Raw genomic sequence first — 13,107 nt, forward strand, 5'->3', positions numbered from 1 at the left:
CGATGTCTCGAAAGCCTACCAATTCAACGAGCAGTTCACAGGTGGCGGCCTGTGAAAGCAAGACGGCTCGGCGGGCGCAACGGAGAGTTTTGCACAATCGCCGCCGAACCTGCCGGATCGGGCCGACTAGGCAATGCTCGCTGATCCTGCGCCAATGCCAAGTCAGGAAAAGCCTGACGTTGGGGCAGCATTCTCGCTGGCCATTCAATTTCACTGTCGTTTCGACATTTCGGATGCTGGTCGCCACGTCGGCACGCCCGGTGATCCGGAAGCTTGGTAGGCGGCTTGCCTGAGGTTTCCAATTGCTTCCTCGATCTTGGCGTCGCTCTCTCCAAGTGTCTGGAGAACCATGCCGCCGAGCAGGAGGCTCGACTCGATCGTTTCCGGCATAACCTGGCTTGCGCCATTGCGCAGCAATTCGTCCATGTTTTCGGTGTCGTGCGCCCGGACAACAACAGGGATGTCGGGCAATTCGCTCCTGATCATCCTGAGAACCGATGCTGTGGCGACGGGGGCGTCGAGCGTGATTACGGCAGCGCGCGCCTGCTCAATCTTTGTGGCGTGAATGATCACTTCGTTGGAAGCGTCTCCAAAGAAAACAGGAAGCCCCTGAGCACGGGCCGCAGCCACATTGGGAGGGTCGAGGTCGACCGCGATCCATCGGATCTTTCGTGCGTCGAGGATGGCGGCAATGGTGTGGCCCACGCGTCCGAAGCCGGCTATGACGACATGGTCCGTGAAGGTCTCGGCCTCCGACGCCAAGGAGGCCAAGCCGCCGGGGGCTCTTTGTTCCAGCCAGGATTGCGCACGCCGCCCGATCTCGCCCAGGAGCGGTGTCAATGCCATGGTGATGGCCACAACAGTCAACAGGAACTGGCCTGCCTGGACCGGAAGGACGGCAGTTGCCATTGCAAGCGAGATTAGCACGAATGCGAACTCGCCGCCTTGGGCAAGGTGCAGCCCTACCGTAGCAGCCAGCGGCAGAGGCAGCCGAAACAGCCGGCACAAGGCTGTCATTATCGTCGCCTTGCAAAACACCAGAAGGGCCGTTGCAACCAGGATCTCGGGCAAGCGCGGCGTGATGGTCCGAGAGTCGACAAGCATTCCGATCGAGATGAAGAACAGTCCCAGGAGCAGGCCGCGGGCCGGACGGATGTCGGCTTCGATCTGGTGCCGATATTCGGTGCCAGCCAGCATCAGGCCAGCCAGGAAAGCGCCGAGTGCCGTGGACAGTCCCGCATGCATCATTCCCCAAGTGGTTCCCAGAACCACCAGCAGCGTTACGGCGGCAAATAGTTCGGGACTGCGCGTGCCGGCAATCATGCGATACAGCGGGCGGAGCACCCATCGACCTGCCACCAGAATAAGAACAAGCGCGGCGAGGGCCTTGGCCGCTGCGATAGCGAGTGCTTCGGCAAGCGCATCTGGCTGGGAGCCAAGTGCCGTTACAACTGCCAAACCTGGCACGACCGCGAGGTCCTGGAGCAGCAGCACGGACAGGACAACCCGACCAAAATGCGTATGAAGCTCCCCTCGCTGTGAAAGAAGCTGGAGAACAAACGCCGTTGAAGAGAGGGCTAATGCTCCGCCGATGACTGCCGCTTGCCCCGGATTGGCACCGAGAGCCAGCGCACCCGCGGCAAGGACCGTTCCGGTGACCACGACCTGAGCGACGCCAAGGCCAAAAACGTACCGCGCCATCACCCGGAGCCTTTCCGGTGACAGCTCTAGGCCGATCGAGAACAGCATGAAAACAACGCCGAGCTCGGCCAGTCGGTAGGTGCCCTCGACCTCGTGTACGAGTGCGAACCCATGCGGGCCGATTATCGCACCCGCTACAAGATAGCCGATGACGGCGTTGATGCCGAAACGTCGGAACAGGGGCACGACCACTATCGCCGCAAGCAGGAAGACGATTGCGTCGCGCAGCATCACAGGTTCGTGGAACGCGGGAGCGGCCATAGGCGGATCCGAAAACCGGTGTAGGGTTTTCAGTTTAACGCGATTGCATGGCGAACGCGAATTCGCTTGTTCTTCGCATTGAGCCACGGATCCGGATTGCACGATCCGGCAGGCTGGCGACCCAGCAACCTCGTTTCTGCACCAAGGAGTGCCGGGTGGGGGACCGAGCGTGGATGACCTACTCGAGGTCGTGAGCTAAATGGCTGCTATTACTAATTGGATGCCCGAAAGCTGCCGGCCCGTTAGCGGCCCGCAGGCTAACTTGGGTCGCCTTCTCGTTCTCCTTTTGGCCAATTGTGGCCAAAGGAGGAACATCATGGGACTTTCACAACACGATCCCGCGGCACAGGCGCGACGTGCTTGGAATGCTGGCCGGAAGGTTGGCGCAAAACGCGCACTAAAACCGCGCCAGGTGTGGGCGATCCGCTTCTTCCTTGATCGAGAACGGCGGATGCGTGATCGCGCCCTGTTCGACCTCGCCATTGATAGCAAGCTGCGTGGCTGCGATCTCGTAAAGATCAAAATCGGCACCTTGGTCGTCGGCCCTCGTGATGGCCTCTCGGGCTCACCGAGAGGCCATCATTGGTGGACAGCGGACATGTCGGCTCCAATGGATGCGGGGTTACCGATCATGTGTCCTTCGACCAAGCTACAGCGTCCGCTCCGGCGGGCAGGCGCATGGGATAGGCGTGATCGCTTGCCACTCGCCAGACGGCCTCGGCAACATCGATGGCGCGCGTGAATTCGGTCGCGCGCTGCCGGTTGGCCACCACCTGCGCCATAATGTCGGCATAGGCTGCAGGCACTTCCATCCCCATGCGGGCACGGGCGTTCGTACCGAACGCGGTTTCAGGCGAAGCACCCGGCAGAACGAGGCGCAGGACGATGCCGAGCGGCTCCAACTCCAGCGCCAGCGACTCCGTGAAGGCATTCACCGCAGCTTTGGTCGCCGTATAGGCGGACAAGAGTGGCAGAGCGCGCAGGGTAACACTGGACGTCACATTGACGATCGTGCCGGCGCGGCGCTCGCGGAACTGTGGTAGCACGGCTTGCGTCATGGCGATGGTGCCGATCGTATTGGTCTCGAACAGCTCGCGGATCTTTTCGAGCGACACGCCCTCCAGCGCATTCATGAGGCCGACACCCGCGTTATTGACGAGGACATCGATCGGACCCGCCGCTTCGATGGCGCGCTTGATGCTGCCGGCATTGGTTACGTCAAGCGGCAGAACGCGTAGCCGGTCGGACGGAGGTAGAATGTCTTCGCGCGGCGTGCGCATCGTGGCGATGACCGTCCAGTTCCGATCGAGGAAGAGGCGCGCCGTTTCCAGGCCGAAGCCGGAAGAACAGCCAGTGATGAGGATGGTGCTCATAGGGAATGACCTCCTGTTGGGAATGACAGGAGGATAGGCAAGGAAGTGCGGATTATCTATAATGGGAAGTCCGAATAACATTTGCAATCGTACGGAACGATGGATCCTCTCAGCCAGATCGTCGGTCTTCTGCAGCCCAAGGCCGATCTATCGAAGCTCATCGTCGCGGGTGGTGCATGGCACGTGCATCGCACCGACAAGGGCCGCCCCTTCTACTGCGCCATCCTGGAGGGGCGCTGCCGCCTTGATCTCGCCGGCCAAGCGGCCCTCATGCTCGAGGCTGGCGACTTCGTGCTCGTGCCGGCTGCCTACGACTTCGTCATGTCCAGCCTTGAATCCTGTGTGGAAGGGGAGACGGCGAGGGCCGAGACAAGCCCGGGCGTGTTCCGTCTCGGGCCTGAAGGCGTACAGCCCGACATGCGCATGCTGGTTGGGCACTGCACCTTCGCTTCGGACGATGCCGATCTTCTCGTTTCGCTTCTGCCACAACTCGTGCATGTGCGCGGCGAGCAGCGGCTGTCCACCCTGGTGGCTTTCGTGAACGACGAGATGCGTTCCGAGCGTCCCGGTCGCGAGGCCGTCCTGACGCGGCTCCTGGAAGTTCTCCTGATCGAAGCGCTTCGATCGGCGCTAGGTCCAGCAGCGCCATCGGGGCTCCTGCGTGGCCTTTGCGACGATCGGCTCGCCATCGCCCTCCGGTGCATTCACGACCGGCCGGCAGAGGCCTGGACGGTGGATAGGCTGGCGCGCGAGGCGGCCCTGTCGCGCACCACCTTCTTCGAGCGATTTCGCAGTGAAGTCGGGGTTGCGCCGATGGAGTACGTCGTCGGCTGGCGCATGACGCTTGCCAAGGATCTTCTGCGCCGGGACAAGATCACGGTCGCAGAAGCGGCCCAGCGCGTCGGCTATGGATCGGCCAGCGCGTTCAGCACGGCCTTTGCCCGGCGCGTCGGAATCCCGCCCGCGCTCTACGCCCGCGCAGGATGAGTAGGGGCGGATGATCTTGCCGCTGACTCCTTCCCGACGACGCTCCATTCGGAAGGCTACCAGCGGCCCTTTTTGCCGACGGTCGGCTGTCGGCGGCTGGCCGTAGCATGCGCAATGGCTGCAATGCGGTCGGCAGCGGAATGGCTGCTTTCCCTACCTTTTGCCTCATAACCGGACAGTCCACTTGCGGCCCAAACCGGCCAGTCCGCAACGCGCCCATTCCGGTCGCTAGCGTGCGACTGCGGCCTTCCCGAAAGCGGCCGTTCAGGTCGGCCGAATCGACTGCTTTCCGCCGGAATGACGAAGACAAGTAAGGACCGACGCAGGGACGGAGTTTAGCGCATGTCTCGCGCGCGACCTTACAGATTTCGAGCAAGGTCGGATCGTAATCGGATCGAGCAGGATCATCGGCGCATCCGGCCAATGCAGCGCTTCAAATGCAACCTTGACCGGCAGCGGGATGCTTCACACGGTGCGAAAGCGCCAAGGCCGATTTGCTTTCAACCCGACCGCGCTTTAGGCTGATGAGCGTCGGCCATATGCCGCTCGTCGACGGGATCACGCCGCCGGCGCGGGAATTCGTTTGACCGGTATCACAAGCGGCACTGGTATTCCCGAATCCGCTGCCGACTGCAACGGATGCGGCGGGCGCAATCTATCGCTTGCGGACGAATTCTGTTCTCAGCACGAGACCCTTGATCCCTTCATACCGACAATCGATCTCCTCCAGATTGTCGGTGAGACGGATCGAACGGATCACGGTGCCCTGCTTCAGCGTCTGGTTTGCACCCTTGACCTTCAGGTCCTTGATGAGGGTAACGGAATCGCCGTCCGCGAGCGCATTGCCGCTGGCGTCGCGCACGATCATTTCGGCTGCCGCGGCCGCAGCGATTTCGGAAGCCGGCCGCCATTCACCTGTCACTTCGTCATAGAGGTAGTCGTCGTTTTCGTCCGCCATGGCATACCCCGCTGGCAAATAGAAGTTATCCGCAGCCGCTCACAAGCATGCCGCCCGTTCGATGCGACGGCCAATAACCGGCGCGGCGTAGATCGTCAAATCCGCACCAACCGATTGGTCTTCGCCGTCATATCCATTTCCTTCCGTCGGAAGCAGATCGCCAGGCCGTAGCGGATCGGTTCATTTCCGCAGCAAGAATTTCGAACTGTTCGGGAATGCCAGCGTTTCATTTCCATCCACGGCCCGGTCGCCAATGTGTTCCACCATCCACGACACAACATGGCCGACGCTCAGGACCCTCGTGCGGATCGCATCACGTTCAGGCGACGGTACCCCGAGTCGAAGGTCGTGACAGGTACGCCCGCCTGAAAACAAGCATCCTCCCCAAACCCACGATTGAAGGCGGTTACCACGATGTCGCCGATGCGACACTTGAAACCAACTATCGCCGAAGCCTTGCGTGGACAGCCAAGTCATCGACAATTGGTGCGGCGGCCAGCACTAGAAGAATGGCCGCCAAAAACAACGTTGCAATAAAACCGATGTGTTTGAAACCTAACGCACCGACGACGCCTCCCACGAAAAACAACATGATCAGCGATGCCAGTAATCGCAGCTTCGGGCGATCCGCCCGAACGAACAAATGCCTCGGGGCGCTCCGTGATGTGTTCCAATAGGATAGCTTCCCGAGTTCAATACCCAAGTCGGTGACCAGACCGGTGATGTGCGTTGTCCGAATCCGGGCTTCTGACAGTTTGGTGATGATGGCGTTCTGTAAACCCATGATGAAACATAGGAGCATAACTGTCAGTGGCACAAACAGTCCCTCATGACGTGCAAGATGGCCGCCGAGCAGGCCAAAGCAGACCAGGAGGGCAGCCTCCAAAACAAGAGGCAACGCGTACTCACTCTGAAGCTGTTGACGCCGTCCCCAATTGACCAGCACCGCGGAACAGGCCGCACCTGCGACAAACGAAAACAAGGCGCCGAACCCAGAAAGTACCAGTCCGACGTCGCCGAGGGCCAGGCTGTCGGCCATAGACGAAACAATGCCAGACATATGGGACGTATATTGCCGGACCGCTAGAAAGCCCCCGGCGTTAACGGCCCCGGCGATAAAGGTCAGAAAACGGGCGAGATGCCGATCGGCCTTTTCGTTCCGCTCTTTTCCCGTCAGTCGGCGCAGATACGGGATCATGATTGAACTCTGCGGTTCAACGCGGATAAGCGCGGCGAAGAAGGAGTGCCAGAACAGGCCATCGTGAGATTCCAACGCTAGATGGGCATGACGCAGAAAGATGATGACGCGTAAACATCGCCTTCCTTGACCTATTTCTGCCGTTCAAGGGGGGTGTCTGGGTGGCGGAAGCGAACACCTCGTCCGCTGCCGCTGCCGGGCGCATGTTCGCTCAGCAGTTCGATGCCGGCGCGGTTCAATGCATCGATCACTTTTGTCAGGCTATCAACGATGCCCCGCACGTTGCCTTGGCTGGCCTCCATTCGTTGAATTGTTGGCAGGGAAACCCCGGCCATCTCCGCCATGGTTTTCTGGTCGATTTCGAGCAGCGCGCGGGCAGCGCGAAGCTGGTAGGCGGCGATCATCAGCGCACCCTGTCTGTCCATGAATTTTCCTATCTGAAACGATATCATTGATGTAAAATACGTCAAGATGGAGTGATAAAATGTTGATCGGCACTTGGCATGAAGCCCTTCGGAGACTACCCTTGCCACATGGAACATCGCTACAAACCACATCATGAGTCGGACGGTACGTGGGCCGTCATCGACGGCCGCAATGGGCGACCAGCAGAAATGGGTAGTCGTACAGTCATTGGCACGAGCCGGCAGGAAGCCGAGGAGTTGGCTGAGCTCTTCAACAAGCTTGAAACGCAAAGGCAGGAAAGAAAGGCGATGTAACGGTAACTGCCTTCAATCGTGGGTTTGTGAAGCATGCTTCATTTCAGGCGAGCGTACCGGCCACGACCTCCCACTCGGCCTTGGCATTCAGGCGGTTAGCGGCATTGCAATGCGGAGCGCGCTCCACGCTTCCTGGAGATCGGAAGCAATGCATGACCCGCTCCCGCTTTCGCAACGGCCCATGCGAAGCCTCGGCGCGGTTGTTTAGGTCCTTACGCGATCGATGTTCGAGGTCCCGCGTGACATGGCGGCGCGCCGGACCTTTCTACTTCTGGGATCGTTTGCGGGTTAGGCCGAAATACTACCCTCAGGCGAACTTGTTCCTGCCGGATCATGCAAGAGCGGGGACAGCCACTCAGACGCGGATGATGTTGGCCGCCACGCCGACGCCAAGTGCAAAGAGAACTGCCGACAAGGTTGTGACGCCCAGCGTCACATAAAGGATGATGCCGATCGCGAAAGTGGCGGCGGCGAACGCAACGCTGCGCGCGATAATCCGTTTGATGGGCAAGCCACCCTGCATCGACGGCCTCGACTACCTAGCTGCACCAAGCCTATTTCAGGTTGGCCGCGCAGGTCAATTGTCACGCATCTATTGCGATGTGTTGCGCTTAATTGACGAGGCGTGATACCTTACTTATGCGGTTCTTGAAGTGAGCGGACTATGATTACGGCTGCACAGATGCGCGCTGCCCGGGCTCTGCTGGGTATCGACCAGGCCAAGCTGGCTGATCTCTCCGGCGTGTCCCTCGCGACCATTCAACGGATGGAAGCGAGCGAAGGCAATGTGCGTGGTGTTGTCGATTCTCTAACAAAGGTCGTCGCCGCGCTGAACAAGGCCGGGGTCGACTTGATCAGCGATCACGAACGCAGCGACCAGGGAGGGCGCGGGGTGCGGCTGCGCTCGGCTGCAAGCCCAACCGGCCGCCCCAATTAACAGTCGCGACGGCGACCGCCGACTTGGCAGGCCGACGATCCCGCCGCCCTTCGATGAAAGGGCCACGATTGATGAGCGTCACAGCCCAGAGCGGGCCGCAGCCGGTCCCGACACCAAGTTTTGCGGAGCTTTTTACGCCCAAGCTGCTGACGGTCTTGCGGGAGGGCTATGGCTGGCCGCAGTTGCGGCGCGATTTTGTCGCGGGCCTAACCGTCGCGATCGTGGCATTGCCCTTGTCGATGGCGATCGCAATCGCCTCGGGTGTATCTCCCGACAAGGGGCTGTTCACGGCGATCGTGGGAGGCTTTCTTGTCTCGGCGCTCGGAGGTAGCCGTTTTCAGATCGGCGGACCGGCTGGTGCCTTCATAGTGCTGGTTGCGGCAACCGTCTCAGTCCACGGCGTCGATGGGCTAATCCTTGCGACCATGATGTCGGGCGCCCTTTTGATCGCGATCGGATATTTGCGCCTTGGCACGTATATCAAATTCATCCCTTATCCCGTGACGGTTGGCTTCACGGCAGGGATTGCGGTCATCATCTTTGCAAGCCAGTTGAGCGAGCTCTTCGGTCTGACGCTCACCGGTAAGGAGCCGGGCGCGCTTGTGCCGAAGCTGATCGCGCTCGCCGGCGCGGCGGACACCATCAATGTCGCGGCGCTTTGCACTGCTCTGCTCACCGTTGCTGTAATTCTCAGCATCAAGCGCCTGCGCCCTGCTTGGCCCGGAATGCTGATCGCGGTGCTGGCTGCCTCGGTTGCGGCGGCGGCTTTCTCATTGCCTGTCGAGACGATCGGAACCCGCTTTGGCGGCATTCCACGTACCTTGCCGGCGCCAGCCCTTCCCATGCTGTCATGGGAGAAGATCACGGAAGTCTTGCCGGCGGCGATCTCCTTTACGCTGCTCGGCGCCATTGAATCGCTGCTTTCGGCCGTGGTCGCCGACGGCATGACAGGGCGGCGGCATCGATCAAACTGCGAACTGGTGGCCCAAGGGTTTGCCAATATCGGTTCTGCCCTGTTCGGGGGTATCTGCGTCACCGGCACGATCGCGCGCACCGCAACGAATGTGCGCGCCGGCGCGCATAGCCCGGTGTCGGGCATGCTGCACTCTGTTTTCCTGTTGATCTTCATGCTGCTGGCGGCACCGCTAGCGAGCTACATCCCACTTGCGGCGCTCGCCGGTGTGCTGGCAGTCGTCGCCTACAACATGGTCGAGAAGGAAGCGTTTTCCGCACTGTTGCGGTCATCCTGGGGCGATGCGGTCGTACTGCTGGTCACCTTTGCCTTGGTGATTTTCCGCGACCTGACTGAAGGAATTGTCGTCGGATTTGCGCTCGGCGCGCTTCTTTTCATCAACCGCATGGCCAAGAGCGTCGCGCTCGAAGAGCATGCGCCGGTCGTGCCGGAGGATGTTGCCGATGCCAGCAATGGCGACCGGCATCCCTATCAGGCGCAAAGTGCCAGCGATCCCGATCTGGTCATCTACCGTCTCAGCGGCGCCTTTTTCTTTGGAGCGGCCTCCGCTGTCGGCACGGTGCTCGATCGCATCGCCGATCAACGCAAGAGTTTCATTCTCGATTTTTCGGCGGTGCCGTTCCTCGATTCCACCGCGGCCAACATCATTGAGCGGGCCGCTCGGAAAGCCGACAAGGCCGGGATCAGATTTTTCATTACGGGAACCTTGCCGGCGGTTCGGCGCATGCTCTTCACGCACGGGGTTCGCCCGCCGCATGTGCACTATGCCGCCTCTATCGACGATGCGGCAGACATGCTCGGAAAGCCGCATATAGATGCCTTACGATGAAATATGGCTACGCATTCCTGCAACGACAGAATGATAGCAACGAGGAGCAGGTCGCTTCCTTGCTCAAGGCTGGATGTGCGAAGATCTATCTCGAACGGCCGAGGCGGCGGCCCCGTTTGCCCCGGCGGTAACGAGGACAATGCTGAATTGCTCGCTCCGCGAGTGGGGCCGCGAAAGTGGGCCCCGTCGTTCTGCAGCGCTCGAGGCAGGTGATCTGCTCGAGGAGTAGGTTGTTGCTGCTAGCTATCAATCGGCGCACAACACCGGCTGCCTCGGCGCGCATCATGAAGGCCATACCGGAGCAGACCCATGACCGAGAAAGAGCAGGACGCAACCATCGCACTCCTGATGGATCCGGCCAGCTATGGTCTTGTCGGTCCGGTTGAGGTGATTGAAACGCACATTTCCCGGATCTTTCTTGCGGATGAGCGCGCCCTCAAGATGAAGCGTGCCGTAAGACTACCGTACGTAGACTTCTCGACACCTGCTCTGCGCCTAGCCGCATGTAGGAAGGAAGTTGAACTGAACGCCTCGACGGCGCCCGGCTTGTATCTCGGCGTACGCCGCATCACACGGGAACCGGATGATCGGCTCGTCTTCGATGGCACAGGAGAGCTTGTCGACGCGGTCGTGGAAATGGTCCGGTTCGATCAAGAGCGCCTTTTTGACCGAATGGCCGCCGCCGGCACGCTGACACCGCAGTTGATGACGAGAACGGCGCGCATGATTGCGCACTTCCATCGCGGCGCGCCTGTCGTCCACGCGGGCAGCGGTGCGGAAAACATAGCGAGCGTGCTCGATGTCAACGATGCCGGGTTCGCGACCAGCCGGCTATTCGACAAGACTGAACTGCAGCCTTTCAGCGCCGCGTGCCACCTTTTCCTGGAACGCTATGCGGACGTGCTCGACAGACGCGAGGCAGCAGGCAAGGTGCGACGCTGCCACGGCGACCTGCACTTGCGCAACATTTGCTTGCTGGACGGCGAGCCACGCCTGTTCGACTGCATCGAGTTCAACGACCGCATCGCCACGATTGACACGCTCTATGACTTGGCCTTTCTCCTGATGGACCTTTGGCATAGGAGGTTGCCTGATTTCGCCAATCTAGTGGCGAACCGCTATCTGGATGAAGCCGACGATGAGGACGGCTTCGTCCTGTTGCCCTTCTTCATGGCAGTCCGCGCCGCCGTTCGGGCTCACGTGACGGCAACGCAGGCGCAGGAAAGCGGAGACTCGACGGAAGAATTGGCCACCCAAGCCCGATCCTACTTCTGCCTGGCATGCTCGCTGCTAGAGCCAAGAGCTGCTCGGCTTGTGGCGATTGGCGGCCTGAGCGGCTCTGGCAAGACCACAGTCGCCGAGGCGCTTGCAGCCCATCTTGGGGCGCCCCCGGGGGCACGTATCATCGAGAGTGATCGCATCCGCAAGGCGATGCATGGCGTCCCTGCAGAGACACGTCTCCCGGAAAAAGCTTACAGGCCGGAAGTATCGGCCAAAGTCTATGGTGAGATGGCCCGGCGGACGAGCCTTATCCTAAAGGAAGGTGGAACCGTGGTTGCCGACGCGGTCTTCGACCACAAGCCGGACCGTGATCTGATTGAAAAGGCCGCGCGCGACGCCGCCTCTCCGTTTCTTGGTGTTTGGCTTCATGCAGACCCGTTGCTGCTTTGGCAGCGTGTTGCCGCTCGCCAGGGTGGCCCTTCCGATGCCACCGTGGACGTCTTGTCGCGCCAACTGCAGCGCCGAGCGGAAGAACCCGGCTGGCACAGGATAGATGTAGAAGCGGCACCTACCGAGATTTCGTCGAGCATTCTGGCGCTAATCGGCGAATAGGCGACGGACTTGTTCTTCGCCCTGGCCATTTTGCGTCTTGCCTGTGTGCTGGTGAGAAGGGCTCATACTCCTCGGTCATCACCCCGATGTGAAGGGAGGAGCAAAACTCGGCATCCGCCTTCCGCGCGTCGGCATATCGGCAGCGCAGGTCCCCGCAGCGGGGTCGGCAACAAGTCGCCAATTTCGCTTATGGACGGCTCGCCAGCAGCCCCGAGATGAGACTTAACGCCGGACGCTAATGCTTCAACTTTATAATATTCTCGCCAATTCCAACATAAGTATCCTTGGGGGAAAAAGCGTTTTCTACTAGAGGGCGTAACCGTCTAACTCTCGGATCGCTGTCTCTCTATCGTTCCTTGAAATTATGCGGGGTTCGTCCGGTTGCATCGTCCGAATGATGTGCTGATGCAAGAGAGCCGGATTGCCATGCACAATTCCCGAACCAGCAACATCTGCTATGCCAACCCAGCCGTTGGCGCTCACACGCTCCTGAAGAAGCCAGTGCAGATCGACACGATAGTCCGCTAGCGATGCCTGCAGAGTTGCAAGGTTGCGGGCTCCAATCACATACGTCAAGGCGGCTGCGTTAGTCATTGGCCATCTGGTTTGGTTTGTTGCGGTCGTTGAACTGGCAAGGGAGGCCGAAGCCTCCCATTCTTTTAGGTTATGCGGGACCTACGGAACGCGTGGCAAGGATAGCACGCAACGTAAGGGAGCTCACTATCGACGGCAACGACCTGATGGCCGACATCCGCATTGGGGTCCACCCGAGCCGCGTGTTCGGCGTGTGCATTGGATGGCGCTGCTCGAATTTCGTCACATAGGGAGGGGTGGCAAAACGCGCGGCGGCGACCCGCCCAATATGGCTGCTCCTAACCGCGCCGCGCGATCAAAGGCCACAAGTTCTTAAGAGGGACAGGCATCTGGTCGATGATTTTGGCCACCTCGCCTGGATCAACCTGTTCAAAAATCACTTCGAAGATGCCGCGCACCATGATGTCGGCTTCCCTTGGGAACTTAGGTGGCAACTGCCTTGCAACGTGCTCGCAGAACTCGTCGACGGTGTGCTCCGGCGAGGGCTTCTCGGCCATGCGCCAGCCTTCGAAATAAAGCCCGCGGATGATCATTGGAAGTTGCGCCCCAAAATGGACTGCCATTTCAGGCGTCAGCCGGTCGCGCAGGGCATGCAGCGTCGCCCTGAGCGCGCTGTAAGCATGACGACGATCCTCCAAGTGAAGCTTTTCCGCTGCAGCCTTGAGCCAGATGTTGCCTTCTTGCACGGTGTGATCAAATGTTGGGTGTCCAGTCATCGGCCAGCTCCATTCAAGTTTGGAAAAG

The 13,107-nt window shown here is 60.2% G+C and carries 11 protein-coding genes and 2 pseudogenes; 6 read left to right on the top strand and 7 right to left on the bottom strand.

Annotated features, from left to right (window positions below; all coding sequences use genetic code 11):
- Positions 1–210 precede the first annotated feature (210 nt).
- On the bottom strand, positions 211–2,064 hold the full coding sequence (locus tag M2281_RS12085; protein ID WP_280821405.1) for a monovalent cation:proton antiporter-2 (CPA2) family protein: 1,854 nt from the start codon (positions 2,062–2,064) through the stop codon (positions 211–213).
- A gap of 214 nt (positions 2,065–2,278) precedes the next feature.
- Here M2281_RS12085 and M2281_RS12090 point away from each other — a divergent pair.
- A pseudogene (locus M2281_RS12090) lies at positions 2,279–2,512 on the top strand (integrase); the annotation flags it as partial.
- Positions 2,513–2,591: 79 nt separating this feature from the next.
- On the opposite strand, the gene M2281_RS12095 reads toward M2281_RS12090, so the two are convergent.
- On the bottom strand, positions 2,592–3,335 hold the full coding sequence (locus M2281_RS12095) for an SDR family oxidoreductase (RefSeq protein WP_280821406.1): 744 nt from the start codon (positions 3,333–3,335) through the stop codon (positions 2,592–2,594).
- A 99-nt stretch (positions 3,336–3,434) separates the two neighbouring features.
- Between M2281_RS12095 and M2281_RS12100 the strand changes: the two genes are divergently transcribed.
- Positions 3,435–4,322, top strand: a complete 888-nt coding sequence (locus M2281_RS12100) for an AraC family transcriptional regulator (RefSeq protein ID WP_280821407.1) — start codon at positions 3,435–3,437, stop codon at positions 4,320–4,322.
- A gap of 655 nt (positions 4,323–4,977) precedes the next feature.
- Here M2281_RS12100 and M2281_RS12105 read toward each other — a convergent pair.
- From M2281_RS12105 to M2281_RS12115, 3 genes and pseudogenes are all read right to left on the bottom strand, one after another.
- Positions 4,978–5,280, bottom strand: a complete 303-nt coding sequence (locus tag M2281_RS12105; RefSeq protein ID WP_280821409.1) for a zinc ribbon domain-containing protein YjdM — start codon at positions 5,278–5,280, stop codon at positions 4,978–4,980.
- A gap of 469 nt (positions 5,281–5,749) precedes the next feature.
- Positions 5,750–6,481 (bottom strand): annotated as a pseudogene (locus M2281_RS12110) (YoaK family protein); the annotation flags it as partial.
- Positions 6,482–6,609: 128 nt separating this feature from the next.
- Positions 6,610–6,882, bottom strand: a complete 273-nt coding sequence (locus M2281_RS12115) for a helix-turn-helix domain-containing protein (protein WP_280821851.1) — start codon at positions 6,880–6,882, stop codon at positions 6,610–6,612.
- Between the two features lie 129 nt (positions 6,883–7,011).
- Between M2281_RS12115 and M2281_RS12120 the strand changes: the two genes are divergently transcribed.
- A complete protein-coding gene (locus M2281_RS12120) occupies positions 7,012–7,197 on the top strand; it encodes a hypothetical protein (RefSeq protein ID WP_280821410.1) in 186 nt (61 codons plus the stop codon).
- Between the two features lie 355 nt (positions 7,198–7,552).
- Here M2281_RS12120 and M2281_RS12130 read toward each other — a convergent pair whose 3' ends face one another.
- The gene (locus M2281_RS12130; RefSeq protein ID WP_280821411.1) at positions 7,553–7,708 is read right to left on the bottom strand and encodes a hypothetical protein; all 156 of its coding nucleotides are present in this window, start codon (positions 7,706–7,708) and stop codon (positions 7,553–7,555) included.
- A 153-nt stretch (positions 7,709–7,861) separates the two neighbouring features.
- Between M2281_RS12130 and M2281_RS12135 the strand changes: the two genes are divergently transcribed.
- The 3 genes from M2281_RS12135 to M2281_RS12145 all read left to right on the top strand — a co-directional run bounded on the left by M2281_RS12135 (position 7,862) and on the right by M2281_RS12145 (position 11,769).
- Entirely contained in the window at positions 7,862–8,134 is a 273-nt protein-coding gene (locus M2281_RS12135) for a helix-turn-helix domain-containing protein (protein ID WP_280821412.1), read from the top strand.
- Positions 8,135–8,205: 71 nt separating this feature from the next.
- Entirely contained in the window at positions 8,206–9,936 is a 1,731-nt protein-coding gene (locus M2281_RS12140) for a SulP family inorganic anion transporter (RefSeq protein ID WP_280821413.1), read from the top strand.
- Between the two features lie 309 nt (positions 9,937–10,245).
- Positions 10,246–11,769 (top strand): AAA family ATPase, encoded by a 1,524-nt coding sequence (locus tag M2281_RS12145; protein ID WP_425537715.1) that lies wholly within the window; start codon positions 10,246–10,248, stop codon positions 11,767–11,769.
- Positions 11,770–12,641: 872 nt separating this feature from the next.
- Here M2281_RS12145 and M2281_RS12150 read toward each other — a convergent pair.
- The gene (locus M2281_RS12150) at positions 12,642–13,079 is read right to left on the bottom strand and encodes a DUF2267 domain-containing protein (protein ID WP_280821414.1); all 438 of its coding nucleotides are present in this window, start codon (positions 13,077–13,079) and stop codon (positions 12,642–12,644) included.
- Positions 13,080–13,107: the final 28 nt, after the last annotated feature.

The sequence above is a fragment of the Pseudaminobacter soli (ex Li et al. 2025) genome (assembly GCF_029892515.1).
Classification (GTDB): Bacteria; Pseudomonadota; Alphaproteobacteria; order Rhizobiales; family Rhizobiaceae; genus Pseudaminobacter; species Pseudaminobacter soli_A.